The sequence below is a fragment of the Nonomuraea sp. NPDC003804 genome (assembly GCF_040610675.1).
Lineage (GTDB): Bacteria > Actinomycetota > Actinomycetes > Streptosporangiales > Streptosporangiaceae > Nonomuraea.
Genome location: NZ_JBEXMT010000023.1, coordinates 80,575 through 102,096 on the forward strand (window position 1 = coordinate 80,575; position 21,522 = coordinate 102,096).

17 protein-coding genes and 4 pseudogenes are annotated in these 21,522 nt (G+C 68.5%); 7 read left to right on the plus strand and 14 right to left on the minus strand.

From position 1 onward, the window contains the following. Positions 1–7: 7 nt before the first annotated feature. Both ABZX22_RS29035 and ABZX22_RS29040 read right to left on the minus strand, forming a co-directional pair. Complete coding sequence (locus ABZX22_RS29035) at positions 8–421, minus strand: DUF4267 domain-containing protein (RefSeq protein WP_354914661.1); 414 nt, start codon at positions 419–421, stop codon at positions 8–10. Positions 422–456: 35 nt separating this feature from the next. After that, the gene (locus ABZX22_RS29040) at positions 457–1,095 is read right to left on the minus strand and encodes a hemerythrin domain-containing protein (protein ID WP_354914663.1); all 639 of its coding nucleotides are present in this window, start codon (positions 1,093–1,095) and stop codon (positions 457–459) included. A gap of 101 nt (positions 1,096–1,196) precedes the next feature. Here ABZX22_RS29040 and ABZX22_RS29045 point away from each other — a divergent pair, with 101 nt between their 5' ends. After that, positions 1,197–4,448, plus strand: coding sequence for a BTAD domain-containing putative transcriptional regulator (locus ABZX22_RS29045; protein ID WP_354914665.1), 3,252 nt, complete (start codon positions 1,197–1,199; stop codon positions 4,446–4,448). A 384-nt stretch (positions 4,449–4,832) separates the two neighbouring features. Further along, positions 4,833–5,034: pseudogene (locus ABZX22_RS29050) on the plus strand (integrase core domain-containing protein); the annotation flags it as partial. A gap of 2 nt (positions 5,035–5,036) precedes the next feature. Here the strand turns inward: ABZX22_RS29050 and ABZX22_RS29055 are convergent. The 7 genes and pseudogenes from ABZX22_RS29055 to ABZX22_RS29085 all read right to left on the minus strand — a co-directional run. Further along, a pseudogene (locus ABZX22_RS29055) lies at positions 5,037–5,192 on the minus strand (IS3 family transposase); the annotation flags it as partial. 279 nt (positions 5,193–5,471) lie between these two features. Next, positions 5,472–5,678 carry a hypothetical protein gene (locus ABZX22_RS29060; RefSeq protein ID WP_354914667.1) on the minus strand — a complete coding sequence of 69 codons (207 nt, stop codon included), beginning with the start codon at positions 5,676–5,678 and terminating at the stop codon, positions 5,472–5,474. 484 nt (positions 5,679–6,162) lie between these two features. Next, entirely contained in the window at positions 6,163–6,867 is a 705-nt protein-coding gene (locus ABZX22_RS29065) for a restriction endonuclease (protein WP_354914669.1), read from the minus strand. A gap of 471 nt (positions 6,868–7,338) precedes the next feature. Further along, positions 7,339–7,958, minus strand: a pseudogene (locus ABZX22_RS29070) (universal stress protein). A gap of 1,675 nt (positions 7,959–9,633) precedes the next feature. Further along, positions 9,634–9,855, minus strand: a complete 222-nt coding sequence (locus ABZX22_RS29075; RefSeq protein WP_354914671.1) for a hypothetical protein — start codon at positions 9,853–9,855, stop codon at positions 9,634–9,636. Then, complete coding sequence (locus ABZX22_RS29080; RefSeq protein WP_354914673.1) at positions 9,830–10,195, minus strand: hypothetical protein; 366 nt, start codon at positions 10,193–10,195, stop codon at positions 9,830–9,832. Before ABZX22_RS29080 ends, ABZX22_RS29075 begins: the two co-directional genes overlap by 26 nt. Then, complete coding sequence (locus ABZX22_RS29085; RefSeq protein WP_354914675.1) at positions 10,195–10,407, minus strand: hypothetical protein; 213 nt, start codon at positions 10,405–10,407, stop codon at positions 10,195–10,197. The genes ABZX22_RS29080 and ABZX22_RS29085 overlap by 1 nt, the downstream gene beginning before the upstream one ends. 173 nt (positions 10,408–10,580) lie before the next feature. Here ABZX22_RS29085 and ABZX22_RS29090 point away from each other — a divergent pair. Both ABZX22_RS29090 and ABZX22_RS29095 read left to right on the plus strand, forming a co-directional pair. Continuing rightward, positions 10,581–10,790: pseudogene (locus tag ABZX22_RS29090) on the plus strand (IS30 family transposase); the annotation flags it as partial. Positions 10,791–11,240: 450 nt separating this feature from the next. Further along, complete coding sequence (locus ABZX22_RS29095; RefSeq protein WP_354914821.1) at positions 11,241–12,536, plus strand: ISL3 family transposase; 1,296 nt, start codon at positions 11,241–11,243, stop codon at positions 12,534–12,536. 382 nt (positions 12,537–12,918) lie between these two features. Here the strand turns inward: ABZX22_RS29095 and ABZX22_RS29100 are convergent, their stop codons facing one another. Next, positions 12,919–13,623, minus strand: coding sequence for a TetR family transcriptional regulator (locus ABZX22_RS29100; protein WP_354914677.1), 705 nt, complete (start codon positions 13,621–13,623; stop codon positions 12,919–12,921). A 78-nt stretch (positions 13,624–13,701) separates the two neighbouring features. Here ABZX22_RS29100 and ABZX22_RS29105 point away from each other — a divergent pair, with 78 nt between their 5' ends. Next, positions 13,702–14,589 carry an alpha/beta fold hydrolase gene (locus ABZX22_RS29105; RefSeq protein ID WP_354914678.1) on the plus strand — a complete coding sequence of 296 codons (888 nt, stop codon included), beginning with the start codon at positions 13,702–13,704 and terminating at the stop codon, positions 14,587–14,589. 69 nt (positions 14,590–14,658) lie between these two features. Here the strand turns inward: ABZX22_RS29105 and ABZX22_RS29110 are convergent, their stop codons facing one another. Then, positions 14,659–15,288: a helix-turn-helix domain-containing protein gene (locus ABZX22_RS29110; protein WP_354914680.1), complete on the minus strand. Its 630-nt coding sequence runs from the start codon at positions 15,286–15,288 to the stop codon at positions 14,659–14,661. 201 nt (positions 15,289–15,489) lie between these two features. Between ABZX22_RS29110 and ABZX22_RS29115 the strand changes: the two genes are divergently transcribed. Continuing rightward, positions 15,490–15,939 carry a hypothetical protein gene (locus tag ABZX22_RS29115; protein WP_354914682.1) on the plus strand — a complete coding sequence of 150 codons (450 nt, stop codon included), beginning with the start codon at positions 15,490–15,492 and terminating at the stop codon, positions 15,937–15,939. Between the two features lie 588 nt (positions 15,940–16,527). Then, the gene (locus ABZX22_RS29120) at positions 16,528–19,290 is read left to right on the plus strand and encodes a LuxR C-terminal-related transcriptional regulator (RefSeq protein WP_354914684.1); all 2,763 of its coding nucleotides are present in this window, start codon (positions 16,528–16,530) and stop codon (positions 19,288–19,290) included. Here ABZX22_RS29120 and ABZX22_RS29125 read toward each other — a convergent pair. Genes ABZX22_RS29125 through ABZX22_RS29135 form a run of 3 tightly spaced genes read right to left on the minus strand, consistent with a single transcriptional unit; the run spans position 19,271 to position 21,430 of the window. Beyond that, complete coding sequence (locus ABZX22_RS29125; protein ID WP_354914686.1) at positions 19,271–19,942, minus strand: carboxymuconolactone decarboxylase family protein; 672 nt, start codon at positions 19,940–19,942, stop codon at positions 19,271–19,273. The two genes, ABZX22_RS29120 and ABZX22_RS29125, sit on opposite strands and share 20 nt — an antisense overlap. Before the next feature lie 11 nt (positions 19,943–19,953). Then, a complete protein-coding gene (locus ABZX22_RS29130; protein WP_354914688.1) occupies positions 19,954–20,772 on the minus strand; it encodes an SDR family oxidoreductase in 819 nt (272 codons plus the stop codon). Between the two features lies 1 nt (position 20,773). Next, entirely contained in the window at positions 20,774–21,430 is a 657-nt protein-coding gene (locus tag ABZX22_RS29135) for a hypothetical protein (RefSeq protein ID WP_354914690.1), read from the minus strand. Positions 21,431–21,522: the final 92 nt, after the last annotated feature.

The following is a 21,522-nucleotide window of genomic DNA, read 5'->3' on the forward strand; positions in this document are numbered from 1 at the left end:
GAAGACGTCAGGCGGGCTGCGCGGTGGCCTCCTGGGCCTTGTGCGCCTTGCCGGTCTCGCGGAGGATCAGCAGGCCCGTGACCGCGATCAGCGCCGCGGTCAGGCCGTGGATGCCGAACGCAGCGGCCTCGGAGCCGTGGTGGGCCAGGACGTTGACCATGTCGCCGAACGGGGCGACGGCCACCATCAGCAGGACCCAGCCCAGGGCGCGGCGGTGGCCCGTCACCAGCAGGATGCCCATGGCCAGGCCCATCGCGAGTTCGCGGCTGCCCTTGATGATGGGGAAGCCGCTGTCGTCAGAGGGCCAGTTCGACAGGCCCGGGAAGGTTGTCTCGAGGGGCAGGACGAAGGACAACCCAAGGTAGAGGGTGAACAGGACGACGGCGGTGGCCAGAATGGTGTTGAGCTTCTTCTGCGACATGGTTGTTCTCCTTTGATGTTCAGACTGGGCAGGGTTCAGCCGCGGACACGGCGGATGTGGCGGGCGTAGCGGGGGCGGCCGATGACGTGCCAGATGACGCGGACCGGGGTGGGGAGGCCGCTGAGGACGATGGCGCGCTCGGCCGGGTTCGCCGCTTCCAGGACGGCGCCGAAGAGCGTGAGCAGGGTGAGCTTGGGAGTGTTGTGCACCAGGTGGTCGCCCAGGGAGGCCCACTCCTGCTCGGTGATGTGCTTGGCCGCGAGCGGGAGGAGGGTGGCCTCCTCGTCGTCGAGGTGTTCCAGCAGGACCGCGCGGTGCTCGGTGAGGGCGGCCACGAGGGTGTCGCGTTCGTCGGCGCCCGCGGCGGCCTCCCAGGCGGGGACCGCGGCGTCCAGCCTGGTCAGGGTGGCTGCGATGCGTTCGTGCTGGGCCTGCATGCGCAGGACGATGTCGGCCTCCAGGTCCACCCGGGAAAGCAGCGGCGGCCACAGCAGCTCGTCCTCGCCCTCGTGATGGTTGTGCAGGCCCAGCCGGTAGACGCGGAAGTGGTCGGCGATCACCTTGGCGCGAGTGGTGTCACCCGGGGCGACGGCCGCGACGAGCTCCACCAGCAGCCGTGACTCACGGCGGAGCACGCGGTGGACGATCTCCATATCCTGGGTGTCGACGCTCATCTGTTCTCGCCCTTCATTGGTTGCGACGTGTTCAGCCTGTTCCCGGGTATTTGGAGGGGGCTTGGAGCCGATTTGGAACGTCCACATACGATGTGCAGATCATGGTCTTCATCCGGGTGCTGGGTGCGTTCGCAGCGGAGGTGGACGGTGCGGCCGTTCACCTCGGCGGGCCGCGGCAGCGGGGCGTGCTGGCGTTGCTGGTCGCGGCGCGCGGGCAGGTCGTGCCCGTCGACCGGATGATCGAGGACCTGTGGCGCGGAGAACCACCCGCACGAGCGCTGATGTCCTTGCAGGCGTACGTGTCCAACCTGCGCCGGCTGCTGGAGCCCGGACGTCCGCCGCGCACGCCGGCCCGGCTGCTAGTCAGCGCGGCGCCCGGCTACGCGCTGCGGCTGCCCCCGGAGTCGGTGGACGCCTGGCGGTTCGAGGGCCTGCTGGGCCAAACCCGTACGGACACCGACCCACGCGTCGCCCAGGCCCGGCTCGCCGAGGCGCTGGGGCTGTGGCAGGGACCGGCGTTCGCCGAGGTCGCCGACGAGCCGTGGGCCGCCGCCGAGACGGCCCGGCTGAACGAGCTGCGCCTGGTCGCCACCGAAGCGCACGTCGCGGCGGGTCTGCGCATCGGCGACCCCGCCGCGGTGGTTCCCGAGGCCGAGCGGCTCACCCGCGACGAGCCCCTCCGCGAGGAAGGCTGGCGGCTGCACGCCCTGGCACTGTGGAGCAGCGGCCGCCAAGCTGACGCGCTGGCGACGCTCCGCCGCGCCCGCGACATCCTCGCCGAGGAGCTCGGGCTCGACCCCGGCCCGGACCTGACGGCGTTGGAGGAGGCGATCCTCACCCAGCGCACGGACGTCCTCCGCGCGGCCGTACCGCCGCCCCCGCCGGCCGCCCCACTGCCGCAGACGGCCCCTCTCCCGGCGACTGTCCCACTACCGGGGACGGCTCCGGTCATCGAGGCGCCGTTCTTCGGACGCGAGGCACCGCTGTCGGCACTGGTCACGGCCGCCGCCGAGGCCGCCTCCGACGGAGCCCGCATCGCCCTTGTCACGGGCGAGGCCGGGCTCGGCAAGTCGACACTCCTGGAACACCTCGGCAGGCGGCTCGAACGTGACGGATGGCTGGTCGCCGCCGGTCACTGCCCCGAGGTCGACAGCGCGCCGCCCGCGTGGGCCTGGACCGAGGTGCTCAGAGCCGTCGCCGCGACCACGTCACCGGGCGAGTTCGCGGACGACCTCGCGCCACTGCTCACCGACACGGAGCCGCTGAACGCCGACGCGACCGCCGGCCGGTTCCGCCTGCGCCAAGCCGTGTGGAAGTGGCTCGCAGCGGTCGCCGAGGAACGCCCGGTCGCCGTCGTGCTTGACGACCTGCACTGGGCGGACGCCGCCACGCTTGAGCTGCTTGGCGGCGTCCTCGGCCTGCGGGGCCCGATCCTGGTCGTCGCCGCGTACCGCGCGGATGAGAGCGGGCATCTCACGGAAACGCTGGCCTCCCTCGCGCGTGCTACGCCCCTCCGCCTGGCGCTGCCGGGGCTGACCGACGAGGCCGTCGCGCAGCTCGTACGGACAGAATGCCAGGCCGACGAGGAGACCATCGCCGGGATCGCGGAGCGCACCGGCGGCAACCCGTTCTACGTGCGCGAAAGCGCCCGGCTGCTGAACGGCGAAGGCGCGCTGGTCGCCCTCTCCGAGGTCCCGGAAGGCGTACGGGACGTCCTGCGCCGACGGCTCGCGCGCCTGCCCGAGGGAGGCGTGTCCGTCCTGCGGCTGGCCGCGGTCGCGGGCCGGGAAAGCTCGGTGGACGTCCTGGTCAAGGCCGCCGACACCGACGAGGACGGCGTGCTGGACGCGCTGGACGCGGGCGTCATCGCCGGGCTCCTCGACGAGCCCGGCCCAGGCCTCGTCCGCTTCGTCCACGCCCTCGTCAGGGACACGCTCGTCGCCGACCTCAGCAGGTTGCGCGCCACCCGGATGCACGCCCGGATCGCCGACGCCCTGGAAGGCACCGGCGACATCGCGGCGCTGGCCCACCACTACGCGCGCGCCGGCTCACCGAAGGCCGTCGGCTACTGCGTCCAGGCCGCCGAGCTTGCCGAGGCCCGCTACGCCCACGACGTGGCGGCCGGCCTCCTCACCGACGCCGTCGCCAACTCGACCGGACCGGACGAACGCATCGAATTGCTCGGCAGGCTGCTGCGCGCGCAGATCCGGGCGGGAGCCGTCGCAGCGGCCCGCGAGACACGCCGTGAAGCCGTGGAATACGCGGAGTCCCTGGGCCGCGACGACCTGATGATCGCTGCGTTCACCGCGTGGACGGAGCCGACCGCCTGGCAGGCCCGTACGTACGGCACAGTGGACCGGCCCATCGTCGACCGCCTGAGCCGCCTGCTGAAGCGTGACCTGACCCCTCCTATGCGGTCCCGGCTCCTGACGGCTTACGCGAACGAACTGATCGGCGAAGATGACCCGACCGTTGTGGAGGCAGCGAGGGAGGCACTCGACCTCGCCACCGGACCCCGGTTGCGGGCCGCGGCACTCGCGATCCTGGCCGAAGTCCACGGCGACGCCGAAGTCTGCCGGGAGCTCGTGGAGATTGGCATCAAGCACGACCTGCCGGTCTACCGCGTCACCGGGCTGCTCAACCATGCCGGGGTCGCCGCCGCCGCCAACGATCCGGTGACCATGCACCAGGTGATCACCGATGCCCTGGAGCTCGCGCGTACCTACCGAATGCGCGAGGCGATCGCCGTCGCCGAGATCACGCTGGCGAGCCTGGCGCTCATCGAAGGCCGGTTCGCCGACGCCGAACTCCTCTACATCAAGGCCGACGAGGGCATGCGGCGCATCGGATCGGTGCACGCCACGGGTTTTCTCCAACTCGCCTTGGCTACGATCTGGCTGAACGAGGGCACGCTCGGTGCGCGCCTGGACGACGTTCGCGCCCTCCACGCCGTGCTTGGCCCCATGGTCTCCGACCTGCTCGCGCTCGCCCTCCACGCCAACGGCCTGGACGCCGAAGCTCGCGAGGTTCGCGCGTCACCCAGCCCGATCCGCCCCGACTTCTTCTTCACCTTCCTCACAACGTTGCGCGCGATGGCCATCGTCGCCTTGAACGACCGCGATGCCGCCGAGGAGATCTACGCGACGCTGCTTCCGCATCGCAACGGCCCCCCGGCGGGCGCCGCGAGCCTGTCGGTGGCGCTGCGCCCGGTCGCCCACACCCTCGGTGAACTGGCCGTCTTCCTCGGCCGCGACCACGAGGCCGCCGCCCACTTCACCCAGGCCGTCACCATCGCCGACCACTGGAACGCACCCCACTGGGCCTCCGAGGCCCGGTTGCGAACGACCACCTAGCCTCCGCCCACGGCGCCGCACATCTGTGACACAGAACTTGCGGATCGCCGCCTGCGGGCGGCGCGGCGAGCACTACACCCTCCGCGACACCGACGGCCGTACGGTCGACGCAGCCCAAGCCCGCGTCATCGTCGCCGAGCGATACGCCATTCCCACCGAACTTCGCGCGGCACGGCGCACCACCCACACCCGTCACCGGCCGCCAACACCAGAAACGGGCCGGCGAAGAAAGGAGTCGCAACACGCTCCGTCGACCGGCCCGTCTGCCCCTCAGGCTACGACCCCACCGCCTTGACATCCATTAGGAACTCAACGGCAGCTGCTACCGCTCACGCCTGTGGGCCGACACCTGCGCCCACCTGAACATCACCCCAAGCGCACCCGCCCTACCGGCCACAGACCAACGGCAAGGTCGAACGCTTCCACCGCACCCTGGCCGAGGAGTGGGCCTACGCCCGCCCCTACGCCTCCGAAGTCGACCGCCGCGCCGCTTGCGCCATGGCTGCACCTGTACAACCATCACCGCGGACACACCGCGCTGAAAGGTCAACCACCCGCCAGTCGCGTCATCAACCTATCGGGACAGAACATCCAGGTGCGTACGGTCTCCGCCGCTCCGATGCCCAGCTTCGCGGCGACCGACTTCATCGCAGCCCACTCGGTTGGTTAGTTCGGCCGGACCTCCGCGACCATGCGCACCGCACGCTCACGAAGCTCGGGAGGGTAGGGGGACGGACGTGCCATGACTCGATCCTCTCAAGGAATCGCGCCTCCATCAGACCCGGCGCGACTCAGGTCATCAACCTGGTCGACCCGTCTGCGGCCACCAAACGTTCCCAGCCGCGCGACGTCAAAGCCTGGGCCACCCAGGCGTTCAACTCATGGGCCCTGTGCCTGGACAACGTCTCCACCATCGCCCCCTGGCTGTCGGACACCCTGTGCAAGGCCGTCACCGGCGAGGGCATCATCGACCGCGCCCTCTACACCGACGACGACGTCGTCGTCCTGTCCTTCCGTCGCGTCCTAGCCATGACCACCATCGACGCCGGCGCCCTGGCCGGAGACCTCGCCGAACGCATCTACATGCTCGACCTCCAACTGATCAGCGAAGACCAGCGACGCACCGAACAACTCGACCAGCGCTTCGAGACCGACCGGCCCGCCATCCTCGCCGCCCTGCGCGACGGTCGTGGATCGCGGACAGGTCATCCGGCCGGGCGACAGCTTCATGACCGGCCTCCCGTCGTACTCCACGAGCTTCTACGCGGACCGTCCCAGGTCATCGACCGAAGGCCTCCGACGTGAGGGCCGAAGGTCCCGGGGCGCCGGTACCCCACCTACGCGGAGGTGACCGTCCGGCGCTCGAATGCCGCCGGACGGTCCGTCGCGCCCTCCGCGGCCGCGCGGAACCCAGCTCCGGCGCACCGCGAGCATCAGCCGACAGGCGCCACCACTTCGGTGGTCATCGGAGTCCAGCGGTTGGCCAGCCGCTGCTGAAGCGAGGACGCCTGGCCGAGATGCCCCTGCGGAGAAGACGTCCTGATCGGAGGTCACCCGTGTCTATTCTGCAGCGGCTTTGGTGCCGTGTCGGGCGAGACTTCCTCGCCCGACATCACATGCCGCCCAGCCGGATCGCCCGATCTGATCTCCGGGTTGCTCCATCGGACGATCAGCACCCTCGACACTCAAGGTCCTGTGTATGGAGGGCGCGCACTCAGGACGCACGAGCGCCGCGCACGCGACGAGCCCGGTTCATGAACCGCTCGGAGCTGTACCGCACCCGCCGCCACCGCCGTAGCGGCGTGCCCAGCCCGAGAAGCTGTTGAAGTGTTGTCCCCTCGCCGCCCCATCGGCTGAGCTCATCGCGGCTCAGCAGGTGGATACGGAAATCGGCGGCGACCGCACGCGCGTCACGGGTGAACAGACCATTGGTGACGATCATCGCGATGTCCGCGCCATGAGCGGGGCCGGCGGTTCCATTCACCTCGTAGACCACCCGTGAGCCCGCCTTCCCGCCAACGGTGGTGTGCTTGCACTGGGCGACGATGACATACCCGCCGGTGTCGCGACCGATGACGTCGGCCGCCTTGTCGCCCCGCTGTCCGACGTGCTCGGCCATGACTCCGTCACGCATCATCAGGTCACGCACGGCGTGCTCGAACTCCGTGGGGGACATGGCATCAATCTCGTGCAGGGTGAGGCGCAGATGCCGTAGGCGGGAAGCCCGACGAAGAGCCGACGCGGTTTTCCATCGCCAGCCGGCCACCCCGATCACCCCGGCGATGGCCACCAGACCGACAGGGAAATACCAGTGGCTCATAATGATTTCGACGGCGGACCGAATCATCTCCCACGCAATGGAAGCGGCGGCCACGGCGACGAATGCGGCGGCGATCCATTCGGTCCCGGTTCGCGGCATTCTGGGACGTAACCGGTTGCGTAGTCGGTTTCGCGGCCGTCTCATGGGGCCTCGGGTGGCTCTGGCGGGAGAGGCCTGATCGGCGGGGCCGGAGGTGATTGGTCAGACACCGGTGCCGGCGGGGGAGTGGGTGTTGGTGACTCGTCGGGGCCGGAGACGAGAAACCATGCGAGCCCTGCGGCGACGGCGAGAATAAGCCATCCCGATCCTCCAAATTTCGGTCTTCTCTTTCTCACCCAGTGTCCCCTGCGGTAGTACATCCCTTCTGGCATGGCGACTCCTCGATGCTTGAGTGGAAGGGTGTTCGCGGCTAAAGGCCGTACCGCAGATAAGAACATGCGCTACCGACAGAAATGACCTCGGTGGAGCGGATCGCCATGAAGTATCGCCGTAAGGAGGTAGTCCTCTTCCCTGGTGTGACTGAAATTGTTCCATTGTGAAATATGCGGTCGCCCGCTCGGGTCCTGATCATCATGGTTGACGGATGACTGCGAGTGGCCCTGGTGCGTGGTGCAGCATGGCATGGCTGACCGAGCCGAGCACCATCCCCGTCAGCCCGCCACGTCCGTGCGACCCGACCACTAGCAGGTCGGCAGCTCGCGCGGCTTCGTCAGCGCGTCGACCGCGTGGCCTTGGATGACTTCCTCGATCACGTTCACGTCTGGGTAGCGCTCGCACCAGCCTGCCAGCGTTTCCTTCAGCTGCCTGGACTCGTACTTCTCGTCCTCGTCGAAGCCGTCCGGCACCGGCTGGATGCCGCCTCCGGTGGCGTACCTGCTCCACACGCGGACGGCGCGCAGGTCGGCCTGGCGAAGCGCCGCCTCCGCGAAGGCGAACTCCAACACGTTCGCGGCTCCTGTGGAGTCGTCCATGCCGACGACGATCTCACCGCTGCTTACAGTGGGCGTCTCCATCACTACCACGACATGGCGGGGGCATGACCCGCGATTCCGCAGGCGACCGAGCCCAGGAGCACGCCGCGCACGGCGCTCAGCCCGTGGTTGCCTTGTACTGCAGGTCAGTGCGCCGGTCCAATCTTGGACCGCAAGCAACTCCGCTGGAGCGCACGAAGGACTACCGGTACTCGCCATATCGCTCAGGAAGCAAGATCAGAACCATCAGACGCTGTCCGGTCCGAGGCCCCTCAGTGGTCGGCGCGGCAGATCGAGACCGAGGATCTGTTGCGATCCATGGTGAAGACCATGGCTGAGGCGTTGATATCGGCCGAGGCCGACAGTGTGGACGTGACCTTGGGTTATGCAGGCGATGAAGAATCTAGTGATGGATCTGGAGGGTGGTCAGGAAGAGCCTTACGCCCCTCGGTCCCCCGGTGCCCGTTGCGAGCAGTAGGGCTCCCTTCGACCGATGGCGTTGGCGAAGGAATGTTGTCCAGGATGTCCCGCAGATGTTCGATGTACTGGCGCACCTGATGGAAATCTCGACGGGCTCCAGGCCGGAAGCGTAGCCCATTCCGCCCAGAGAGCCACCGCCGATACGTGTCTGGCGTCAGGCGCTCCACAGCCAGGGCTCGCGCCTTTGCGAGAATAAGATCCACGTCGCGTCTTGACCTGTAGTTGTCGCGCTGCGAGTTGCCGAAGATCCTTGTTGTGATGGATGTCCCAGAAACCTCCTCGATAACGCTGATTACTTCGCGGGCTCTGGGCCTGGGCCGTGACGCGGCGGTCGTACGGCGATATGCCTCGATGTAGCAAGTCGCCACATCAGTGGGGGTCCTCTCCTCCTGCTTCTTCTCGGATCTCCTGGCTGTCCGCGCGTTGATGATCATCTGTGCGGCGGCGACCAAACAGGTGATGCCCGCTGCTCCCGAAGTGATGAGAGCCGACAGGTCGGCAGTTCCCAAATTAGTCCGATGTGTGAGGGCGGAGCCGAACAGAGCACCTAAGCCAACTGCAACCGCGACGGCGACCAACGCCATGGCTAGAGGCGGTGCCCGCCACCAGCGCCTACGAGGCTGCGGCGTTTCCCGGGGCTCCGGCTCTGTTCCCTCTACCCGCAGAGCAGGCGGCAGGAGATCAGCGACCTGCTCCGCCATGGCGGGGAGAGGATCACGCAAGGCGATCTCCAGTCGCCAGCGATGCCTACCCCACCTGTAGAGCTCCTCCGCGCGGAAACGTTGGCGATCACGAAATACGTAACAGCCAGTCACCAGGGCGTATAGGTGTTCAAGTGAGACGAGATCCTTGCGGCGACCACTGAGAAGTTCATGCAGCGCCATCGGAGCAATGCCGTACCCTATGGTGTCTCGAGCGAGTTGGTCCAGTTCCTGGAGGCTGGGGGCGCCAACTGATCGATAGAGGGAAACGAGCGCCTCGTGGAACTCCTCGAAGCTCTGGGCTGATTCGGGGCTCGGGACCATGGGGCAATCTTGCCAGGCAAGCTCAGGCTCCCTAGATCCAGAAACTCCGACACATGGGCCCCGCGTTCCCGCAGTTCGTAGGCACGCGGGCATGTGAAACCGGCGTGTGACCTGGCCAGACACTGCGTTTGCCGTCCACGCAGGTCAAGCGGCATGTGAGTACTCGTGGAAAACCCGCCGAGCCGATCTCGCCGGCGTATGTTCAGGTCGTTGATTCGTTTCGGATCGGTGTTCGGAGCCGGGACGGTACGCAGCGGAGTTGCTTGGTTCAGAGCCTGGTGGGCTCGGTGCTGGTTGTAGAACCGTTCGTACTCAGGCAGGGTGTGCCGCAGGTGACGTTCGTTCCAGACCAGGCAGCGGTCCAGAAGCTCGCGGCGGCACGACTGCACTCACCGCTCCATGACCGCGTTCATGCGCGGCATTCGGATACCGGTGAGCACGGTCTCGATGCCGGCCTCGGCCAGGATCTCGTCCATGAGGACCGGGAACTTCGCGTCCCGGTCTCGGATCAGGTAGCGCGCCAGGCAGCCCGCATCCTCCAGATCCATCACCAGATCCTTGGCCGCCTGGATGACCCAGCTCGCGTTAGGGTGCGCGGTGGTGCCCAGCACGCGTACGCGCCTGGTGGCGTGCTCGATGACCGCCAGGATGTACTTGCGCAGTCTCGGTGAAATCGCAGGCCAGCAGGCCGTCGGCTTGCGAACGCAGGAAGTCCGCCCACGCGATGGACGCCCGCTCGGATGCCGGATCAAACCCTTCCTGCTTGAGGATCTCCCAGACCGTCGACGCAGCGACCTTGATGCCGAGCGTGGTGAGCTCACCAGGCACCCGCCGATATCCCCACGACGGGTTCTCGCCAACCAGGCGCAGGGTGAGGACGCGGATGGAGCGGATCGTGGGCCGGCGCCCTCGCCGGTTCGGCCGGCAGGTACGGGCGTGACGCCGTTTCATCAGATCGCGGTGCCAGCGTGAGACGGTATCCGGCCGGACGAGCAGCCGTACCGGCGCAGGACCTCACGCGGCAGCGAGGTCAGCAGCGCGGCCAGGAAAGCCCGGTCCTTGGGCGTGAACCTCCCCCTGGCATCGGCGCCGAGTTGCCGTTCAAGCACGGTGATCTGATGGTGCATGGCGAATATCTCGCCGTCCTTGTCCCGATCGCTCATGGGCAGCAACCGCAGCGCGGCGAAGGCGTTCGTGACGGCGAGATAGGCCAGGCGAAGGAGCGCGGTCGATCATCATGCCGCATGCGTCTTCCCCGCTGAGGGCCGGAGCTCGCGCACGCTATGCAAGGCGCACATGGCCGTGAGCTGGGCGGACGCAATTATCGGCAGGCGCAGTGTTCTTCGCTCACCCAGGCAGCCCCTGGCAGCGCGGCACCAACGAGAACACGAACGGCCTGCTCCGTCAGTACTTCCCGAAACGCACCGACCTGTCGGTCCACTCCGCCGCAGACCTACGCGCCGTGGAACATCGCCTCAACCACCGGCCTCGCAAGACCTTGGGCTGGCGAACACCTGTCGAAGTCTTCCAGGAGGCGCTGGCATGATGTGAAGATCGGCAGCGTTGCGACGACCGCTGGAATTCCCCCTAGAACCCGCCCGTCGTCAGGGGGTCAGAATTCGGGGTCTGGCACACATTCCGTGATCTTCCGGTGGACTCGGCTCGCGGCTTGTTGATCATGTTTGGTGATCGTCTCGGAGCTGCTGGAAGTCTTCCTGCCTCACCTGGCCGGCATCTGTATCGAGCGTGTGTTCCGCTCCGGTAAGTCGGTACGCATCCAGGCCAGAACGGGCACGTCGCAGGCGTCATGTCCCGCGTGCGGAGAGGTGTCGCAGAGGGTGCACAGCCGATACGAACGGCGGTTGTGCGATGCCGCCATCGGAAACCTTGATCCATCTGCTGGTGACGCGCTTCTTCTGCCACAACCCGGCGTGCGGCCAGCAGACCTTCGTCGAGCAGGTGCCCGGACTGACCGTGCGCTACGGCTGCCACAGCACTGCCCTGCTGCAAAACGTTACGGACGATCGCGCTGGCGCTCGGCGGCCGGGCCGGCGCCCGACTCACCGACCGACTGGCCACGGCAGTGAGCCGGATGACCTTGATCCGGATCATCCGCGCCCTGCCCGAGCCCGCTCTCCAAGCAGGGCCACAGGTGCTCGGAGTAGATGACTTCGCCCTGCGCCGGGGCCACCGCTACGGCACCATCCTGATCGACATCACCACCCGGCGGCCCATCGACATGCTCGACGAACGCTCCGCTGACGCACTGGCCAACTGGCTGACCGACCATCCCGGCGTCCAGATCATCTGCCGCGACCGCGCCGGCAGCTACGCCGAAGGCGCCGCCCGCGGCGCACCGGAGGCGACCCAGGTCGCTGATCGCTGGCACATGTGGAGAAATCTCGGGGAGACCGTCGAACGCACCCTGGCCAAGCACCGCACCGTCCTGCGTGAGCTCCCGTCACTCACCCCACCGACCGAAACCGGCGAAGCCCACACCACGCCAGCCAGGCCAGACACCCAACCACCAGCTCGAACAGGACCACTGGCGGAGCGGACGCGACAGCGGCATGCTGCCATCCACCACCTGCTCGCCCAGGGACAGGACCTGCGCGCGATCGCCGCTGAGCTCGGCCTGGCCCGCAACACCGTGCGCCGTTTCGCCCGCGCCGCCACTCCCGAGGAACTGCTGGTCAAGGACGGCACCGGACGCCGCCCGCGAGCCTTGGACGCCTTCGAGCCCTACCTACGCCAGCGCTGGAACGACGGCTGCACCAACGCCGAACAGCTCCACCAGGAACTCCGCGAACGCGGCTACCGCGGCGCTCCGACCACCGTCCGCCAATATTTACAGCCCTGGCGCTCGGACACCACCAGACAACCGCCGCTCCCAGCCCCGCCCACGGTGCGGCAAGCCACCGGATGGCTGCTGCGCAACCCCGCCACCCTCACCACCGACGAGCAACGACACCTGGACGCACTCACCACCGCCTGCCCACCCCTGGCCAGGCTCTACGACCACGTCCGCACCTTCGCCGACATGATGGTCAACCGGCACGGCCACCACCTCGAACGCTGGATGGCCACAGCCGACGCCGACGACCTACCCGAACTGCGCTCCTTCATCACGGGCCTGCGCCGTGATCTCGACGCAGCCCGCGCGGGTCTGACCCTGCCCTACAGCTCCGGCCCGGTCGAGGGACACGTCAACCGCATCAAGATGCTCAAGCGACAGATGTATGGACGAGCCAACCCCGACCTCCTGCGCAAACGCGTCCTACTCGCCGACTGAGCCCGCCCCTTCACGGAATTCGTGCCAGACCCTGAATTCGGCCGTCGTTGACATGACGCGCTACACGCATAGTCGGCTGGAGGAACACCAGCTCAGTCCCTACGCGCGAGCTTTGACGCGGTACACGGATCGAACGCCACGAGATACTCGCAGGAGCGATCAACGAATACCGCCGAGCCGCATAGCCCGGCGGAGAAATCCCAGCTCAAACCACACGTGCGACTTTTGACGCCCTGCAGGCTCGCTCGGGCCTTTCCTGACCTGCCCCACGAAGACCGACCCGTTCACCGCGCGGTCCGCGATCCTCCGTCAGGCGCTCGGCCCCGCTGCCGAAGGAGCCCTGCGACAGGCGACTCCACCGTCTCGAAATCAAATCTCATAACTATGAGATTTTGAGATGGCGATAGACGGTGGCTCTGGAGACTTCGAAGCGGGCGGCGATCTCCTCGGCGCTGCGGCCCTCGGCGTACAGGGAACGTGCCTGTTCGACCTGCTCCTCGGTGAGGAGGGCGCGCCGTCCGCCGCTCCGTCCCCGGGCGCGCCCGCGCGGGCGGGGCGCGGCCGGTTCGCCCAGCAGCGCCCTGGCGCCGTCCAGGATCAGGTGTCGCAGCCGTTCGACCGGTTCGTCACGGAAAAGCAGCACGGGATCGGCCAGTCCGGCAACCACCTGGCAGGCTCGCACTCGTTGCTCGATGCCGCTGCCCGGGCCGGCCACCAGCTCATTGGCTAGTGCGATGGCGGTGCGGAAGCGGTCGGCGATCGGCGCCTGCACCAGCAGTGTCATGTCCCTGACCAGCATGGTGAGCGTGTGGCGGTGGCGCAGATGCACATCGACGTAACCCTCGATCGCCCGCCAGCGCACCTGCTCGGCACCGCCGTGTGACTCGGCCTCGGCAAGCACCGCTTCCAGCTCGTCCAGCAGCGGAAAGGTGATCTGGCGGAGGATCTCCTCCTTGGAGTCGAAGTGGTAGTAGAGGGCGGCCTTGGTGATGCCCACCTCGTCGGCGATCGCCTGCATGGAGGTGGCGCGGTAGCCGCGGGCGGCGAACAGGGTGCGCGCCGCCTCGAGAATCCGCTGCGATGTCATTAACCCAACTTACCAACGGTCAGTTTCTTCGCTACGCTACTTACCGGCAGTCAGTCTATTGCTGCGGAGATGAGCTGTATGCGAATCCAAGTGTCCTTCACCTCTGCCGGGGCCCGCTGTGCCGGCTACCTCTACCTGCCCGCCGACTCCGGGCAGGTGCCGTGTGTGGTGCTCTGCCACGGCTACAGCGGGACGATGGACCGGCTCTTCGACTACGCCGAGCACTTCGCCGCCGAGGGCATCGCGGCGCTGGTCTTCGACTACCGGAGTTTCGGCGAGAGCGGCGGCGAGCCGCGCCAGCTTCCCGACATCGACGGCCAGCTCGTCGATATCGGCGCGGCCGTGGCCTTCGTCCGAGGTCACGAGCGGATCGACCCCGGCAGGGTGTCACTGTGGGGCAACTCGCTGGGCGGCGCGCACGTCATCACCGTGGCCGCTAGAGATCCTCAGATCGCCGCCGTGGTGGCACAGATCCCGTTCAACGGATTCCCGAAGAAGGTCGAGGGACGCTCGACCGGCGAAACATTACGGCTGCTCGGCGCGATCGTCTGGGACGCGGTCCGGGGCAAGCTGGGCCTGCGGCCGTACTACATCCAGATGGTGGGCCAGCCCGGAGAGCTCGCCGTGACCGCGAGCCCCGAGGCCGAGCAGCACATCCAGGCTCTGACCGGTGGCCAGAACACGTCGTGGCGCAACAGCGTCGCCCCCAGAGGGCTGCTGAGGATGATGCGCTACCGGCCCGCCGAGGCCGCGGCACGCCTGGCCTGCCCGCTGCTCGTCTGCGTCGCCGCCGCGGATCGGGAGACACCGCTGGAGACCACCCGGGAGCTGGCCGACCGTGCCCCGCGAGGCGAACTGCGTGTCTACCCCGGCACCCACTTCACCTTCTACACCGACCCCAGCCTCCGCGAACGGGTGGTCGCCGACCAGATCGACTTCTTCCGCCGGACATCCGCAACGGTGTGAAAGGGGCCCGTACGCAGTGTTCCCGTCACGATTGGGTGCGGGAATCGTGGTCCCGGGCCCGTGCGGTCGCTATGCGGGATCTTCGTGGGCAGGGGACGGCCAGATGCTGCGTAGTGGACGCATGCCCTCCTCGACGTAGTCGGCGATAGGGCGGTTGCCACCGTCCAGGTGCCACTGCTCAAGTGCAGCGAAGTAGCCGAAGACGAGGGCGTTTGTGATCACGCGAGCTTGTGTTTCGGTCAGCTCGCCAGTCGTGGCGATCAGTGGTGCGATCCGCTGGCTCGCGCGGTCGAGACTGGCGCAGACGGCCATGCGGACCGATGGCTCGGCGAAGAAGTAGCGGACCCTGCGCCACGGGCTCTTCCCGGCCTGACGGCCTTCGCCTCCGTCGTCGGAAACGGATGTGCCCTCCGGCGCGGATTCGTAGGTGCGGACGGCTCGAAGCAGGCTGCCGATGGGATCGCCGGGGTCGAGGGAGTCCTTGAGTGTTTCCGGGCTCCACCTGTCGAACTCGTCGGCGACCACGATCCCTTCCTTGGTGCCGAAGTAGCGGTAAACCGACGACGGCGAAACTTCGGCGGCGGCCGCGATCTCCTCGATCGTGACCGAGGCGAACCCTCTCTCGTCGAACAGATCGAGGGCGCGTTCCTGGATGGCGCGCATGGCCTTGACTCGCCAGCGCTCGCGAAGCCCGCTCATTCGATCAGGGTAGCAGGAAGTCAAATGCTGAAGCGTGTGACTGTCACTGGACGTTGACTGTCTGGAGAGCAGAATATTAGAGTCACTTTCTAGAGATAGTGACTATCCAAATTGGATGGGTAGGGCGACGATCCCGCTTCGCCCGGGCGCGCACCGTCACGAACCGGTCCGCCGGCCCGCTTCCCTGGAAGGACTCATGGCATGACGACGCCGAAGAAGAGTTCGCGCAACCGGACCTCGCTGGCGACGATGTACATCGGGGCGGGGCTCACCGCGATCGCCGCCGTCTTCCCGTTCATCGACCAGTCCACGACGACCGTCTTGGCGGACCACATCAAGGCGAGTTATCCGGCCTACGAGCCCGGTGCGATCGACGCCGCTGTTGCTGCGTATCTGGCGATTCTGTCCACGATCGGGATACTGGGACTCCTCGGCTGGTTCGGGACGATCTGGGCGGTCCGATTCCGTAAGCGCTGGGCTCCCTGGCTGGCGACCGGGCTGCTCGGGATAGCGATCTGCATCGCGATCGCCGCGCTGACCGTCCAGGACACATCGGGTGATGTCGGCCTTGCGCCCCTCCTGAGCTGGCTGCTGGTCCTTCCGTGCATTCCAGGCCTGGCAGTGATCGCGCAGTGGAGAAGGGCGGTATGACCGAAGGCCGGGGGATGCGGAGGACCGGCCATGCTGTTGTGTGCGGGGTTGTGGCACTCAAGCGTGCGATGTATCGACGAGGGCGGGCCGGCGCGCTCATGCGGCTCATGAACCGGCTTGATGTCCTGGTGTATGGGGCTCGGCGGCTTTCACCTGGCCATGGTGCGGTGCTGAAGGTGATGGGCCGCCACAGCGGGAAGGCCACTTCGGTTCCGGTCGCGGTCGCAGCCTACCGCGGCGCCGAGTTTCTCGTGTCTATGCTGGGTCCGGACGCGAATTGGGTGCGGAACGTCCGGGCCGGGGGCGGTAGGGCCGTGCTCCGCCGTCGGGGTCGCGAAACCCCGATCCTGCTTGAGGAGATCCCGTCCCAGCAGCGCGCCGAGATCCTGCGCCACTACCTCGCCGCCGCGCCTGGCGCAAGGCCGCACTTAGGGCTGGGGCCGACTGCCCCCTTGCCGGAGTTTCATCGGATCGCGCCTCGTCACCCCGTCTTCCGAATCCGTGAGTGATTGCTTCGCCCAGTTCGTCTCAGCAGTTCCCTTTGCTGTCCTCGTCCATCGGGGGGCCGTGGTGCTTCCCCTACGTCACATGAGGTTGTGGAGTGCCATGCTGCACGGGCGTCAAGTGGAGCAGTCCGTCATCGGTGAGCTGCTGGAGCGCCGCTCCGGCGCTCTGGTTGTCTGCGGTGAGGCGGGCATCGGCAAGTCGGCCCTCCTGGAGTCCGCCGCGAGGGCGCATGCGCGGGTGCTGCGGGTGACCGGGGTCGAGTCCGAGGCCGACCTGCCGTTCGCCGCCTTGCATCTGCTGCTCCGCCCGGTCCTTGAGCATGTCGAGGCGTTGCCGTCGCAGCAGGCGGAGGCGTTGCGCGGGGCGCTGGGCCTGGGCGGCTCCACCCGGGGGGATCGCTTTCTGGTCGGGCTGGCGACGCTCAGTCTGCTGGTGGAGCTGTCGCTGACGGGCCCGGTGTTGTGCCTGGTCGATGATGCGCAGTGGTTGGACGGCGAGTCGGCCGACGCACTGGTGTTCGCCGCCCGTCGGCTGCATGCCGAGCCCGTAGCCGTCCTGTTCGCCGCGCGCGAGGGCGGCTTCCCGGCGAGGGGATTGCCCGAGTTACGGCTGGGCGAGCTGAATGCCGAAGACGCTCGGAGCCTTCTCGCCGAGCAGACGCCTGACCTGCCGCCTGCTGTGCGCAACCAGTTGCTGGACGAGGCCAGGGGCAACCCGCTCGCGCTGATCGAGCTGCCCCGCATGCTCACCCCGGAGCAGCGTAAGGGCGCCCTCGTCCCGCTGTCTTTCTCTCTCGGTATGGCACAGCCCGCGACGGACCGGGTGCTGATCGGATTCCGCGACCGGATCGCGGCGCTGCCCGAGGCCACCCGCTTCGGCCTGCTGGTGGCGGCCCTCGAACACCACGACGAGCTGGACGTCCTGGCGCGCGCGGTGGGCCTGCTCGGCGCCTCACTGGGCGATTTGGCCGTGGCCGAGTGGGCGGGCCTGGTGCGGGTGGGCCCGGCGGGTGTCGCCTTTCATCACCCGCTGGTGCGCACCGCGGTGCTGCTGGCCTGTGACATCGCCGCCCGGATGGCCGTGCACCGGGCGCTGGCGGCCACGGTCGATGACGATCGGCGGGCCTGGCACTTGGCCGCGGTCACCGTACAGCCCGATGAGGAGGTTGCCGGGCAGTTGGAGAGTCTGGCGTTGCGGGCGCGGCGACGCGGTGGTCAGGCGGCGGTGTCGGCGGCTTATGCTCGGGCGGCGGAGCTGTCGGCCGATCCCGGTCAGGCCGTGCGCCGGTGGACCGCGGCGGCTGGGGCCGCGGCCGAGGCGGGCCTGTGGCAGCGCGCGGGTGAACTCGTGGACCGCGCAAAGGACCGGGCGACAGACCAGACGACGGACACGGGGACGGCCCTGGCAGGGCCGGTCCCCGTAGGGCTGGCCGAGCAGGCCGAGCTGGCCTACGTGCGGGCGAAACTGGAGATCGAGGCCGGTCGGCCGTTGCAGGCCGTGCGGCTGCTGCACCAGGGAGCCGAGGTGGCCGACGACATGCCCACGAGGCTGTCGCTGCTCAGCATGGCCGGCTACTACACCTGGGCCAGCGCCACCCACCCTGACCAGCTCACGCTGGCGCGCCGCAGTGAGGAGCTGTGCCCGGACGGTGAGGGACTGCCCGCCGTGGTGCGCATGATCAACCACGCCTTACGCCTGATCCTGGAGGGGCAGGCGGTGACCACGCTCGCCTACCCGACACCGGGCAAGACCGAGCGCATCCCGCCTGAGCTGCGCTTCCTCATCGCCTTCCAGGCCATCGTCCGCGCCGACCACGACGGCATGCTCGCCGAGGCGAGCGGGCTGGTCGAGGAATGCCGGGCGGAGGGCCGTCTGGGACGCCTGCCGCAGGCCATGACGCTGCTGGCGATCGCCCAGCTTCTGGACGGTCAGCACCGATCCGCGCGCGCCACGGTGATCACCGGTCTGGCCCTGGCGGCCGACGTCGGCCAGCCGATGTGGAGCGGCTACCTGGCTGGCGTGCACGCCTGGTTGTCGGCGGTCGCCGGCGCCGAGCAGGAGTGCGCGGCGATGGCCGAGCAGGCCATCCTAGACGCCGATCACCGCCGGTGGATGCCGGGCGTCGCCTGGGCCGAGCATGCGCGGGCCGTCCTCGACCTCGGGCTGGGCCGCTACGAGGCCATGCTCGACCGGGTGGACCAGGCGATGGCCGGCCCCTCACGCCATGCCTTCCTGTGGCGCTACTGCTGGCCGGACTACATCGAGGCCGCCGTCCGGGTGGGCGACCCGACGCGGGCCCAGCCGTGGCTGAGCCGCTACACCGAATGGGCCCACTCCACGGGCCGGGCCGCGCCGCTGGCCATCCTCCATCGGGTCCACGCGCTGCTGGCCTCCGCCAGCACCGCCGCAGACCTCTACGAGCGGGCGCTGGCCCTGCACGCCGAGGGCCGCCAGCCCTTCGACGAGGCACGCACCCGGCTGGTCTACGGCGAATGGTTACGCCGCCACCGGCGCCGCGCCGAAGCACGCACCCAGCTCCAGGCCGCCGTGGAGACCTTCGACCGGCTCGGCGCGGACCCCTGGTCCGCCCGTGCCGCCGCCGAGCTGCGCGCCACCGGCCTCGCCCTGCCGGACGAGGCCCGCGCCGGCGACCGGCAGGCCGTCCTGACCCCGCAGGAACTCCAGGTCGTACGGCTGGCCGTAACCGGCGCATCCAACCGCGAAATCGGCGCGCAACTGTTCCTCAGCCCGCGCACCGTCGCCTCCCACCTCTACAAGGCCTTTCCCAAACTCGGCGTCGCCTCCCGCGCCGAGCTGGCACGACTCACGCTCGGCGACCGATGACCGGATAGAGGCCCAGAGCGTGAGCGGCGGCCCAGACGCGCGGGAGGCCGAATTCGGCCATGCCTCGCAGCAGGTCACGCAGGGTCTCGTCGGTGGCTCCCGCGGATCTGGCCAGCTCGGCGTGCAGCCGCAGCGATTCGCCCAGGGTCTGGTAGAGGACGTCTACGGCCAGGCAGGCGATCGCCCGCTCGCGGACTGTGAGGCCGGGCCTGGCCCAGCGCTGGGCCAGCTGGTCCTCGGTGAAGGCGGCCAGCCCCGGATCCACCCTCTCCAGATCACGTACGGCATGCGCCAGCGCGCCATGCAGCGGGACCGGCTCGACCGGGTCGGCATCCAGCGCTTCGGGCAGGCCGAGCTCGGCCAGGCGCTGGAAGGCGGTGACCAGGATGGGGTAGCCGACGTAGGGCGCCAGGTGGCGGTAGAGCTCCCTGATCGACTCGGGTTCGACCCCGTTGGCCAGGGACATCTGCACATGCATGGCCAGGGGGAGGTCGAGGTGCGGGTGGCACAGGTCGGCGGTCAGGCAGACGAAGGCCTTCTCCCGCGTCGTCAGGTGGGCAAGTCCCCACAGGTTGTGCCCGGCGCCGACGGCGAGCTGGGCGAAGACGGGATCGAGCGGGACAAGGGCATCAGCTCCGGCGAGCTGGGTCATGGGTGCTCCGTTCAGGACAGGCCCAGCGCGCGCAGGCGCAGCCGGTCGAGGGTGTATTGGGGGACGATGCGGCCGAGCGTGCTCATGAGCCGGGATTTCTTGCCGACGGGGTAGCGGGAGCGGGGCTTGCGCGCGGTCAGGGCGTGCAGGACGGCGCGGGCCACCACGTCAGGGCTGGAGCCGGTGCGCTCTTCCTTGAGCGCGCTGATGGTCATAGTGCGGTAGGCCTGGCCGTACAGCCGCCGCCCTTCCTCGCCGAGCGAGGCCAGGCGAGGCTCGACCTCGTCCTCCAGCTTGTCGACGGCGTCGGTGTGAATGGAGCCGGGTTCGATGAGAACCGCTGCCACGCCGTACGGCTTGAGCTCCATGCGCAGCGCGTCGTTGAGCGAGCGGATGGCGTGCTTGGAAGAGCACAGCGGGCCGCCGAAGGGCAGGGTGATCCAGCTGCCCACCGAGCCGACGGTGACGACGCGGCCCTTGGAGGCGCGCAGCTTCGGCAGCATGGCCTGGGTGACGGCCACCTGGCCGAAGACGTTGACCTCGTACTGCCGGCGCAACGAGTCCAGGGGGACGAACTCGAGCGGTCCGGTGACGCCGATGCCGGCGTTGTTGACCAGGGCGTCGAGATGGCCCAGGTGTTCGGCGGCTTCGGCGATCTGGCCGGGGTCGGTGATGTCGAGCTTGATCGGCGTGATGGTGGGGCCGAGCGCCTGCCCGTCGGCTTCCTTGCGTACCCCGGCGTGAACGGTGAAACCATGGCGGGCCAGCATCAGCGCGGTGGCCCGCCCGATTCCGGTGGAGGCACCGGTCACCAGGACGGTCTTCGACATGTCAGCTCCTGCCGATTCGGCGATAGATGATCGGCTGCGCTGCGACGCCGTTGGCCTTGAAGTTGGCCAGCACGAAGCTGCGGAAGGTCGGCCGGAACATCAGGCTGGGCAGGAAGGTCCGCCAGTTCGGCCAGCTCGCGTGGTTGACCAGCCCGTAGTCGGCGGGCTCGCCCTCCAGCGGCTGCATCAGCGCGGAGTTGGGCAGGGCCGTCTTGGTCTGGAACCAGCCGGCGGTGTACTCCCACACCTTCAGCAGGGTCTCGCGGTCGTCGGCGTAGAAGTAGTTGAACAGGAAGCAGTGGTCCTTGCTGTGGTCCACATCGCCGAGCATCCCGGCGTTGGCGGCGACGATCTCGTGGTAACGGCGGGCCGCGCTGCCCAAGGCCTTGGCGATCTCCTTGTAGGCGACGCTCTCGCGCAGTGCCAGCGCGGCGTCCACGGACGCGGTGCGGAACAGCACCACGATGTCGTAGCGCGCCGGCCGGAGTCCGCGGGCGGTCAGCAGTTCGTCGCCCTCACCGGGCGTGCGCATGACGGCGCGGAACACGTTCGCCTCCAGTGCCCCGATGCCCGCGGTCATGGCCTTGAGGCGGGCTGCCAGCTGCCTGGGCGGAGAGGCGAAGTAGCTGCCGCGCCAGGTGCCGGCCTCGCCGGCCACATGAGGAAACCGTCGCCGGTCTTGGGGATCACGCGGGCCTTGATGGCCAGGTGGTCATTGATCAGCTTCATGCCGCGACGCTAGTCCGGGAC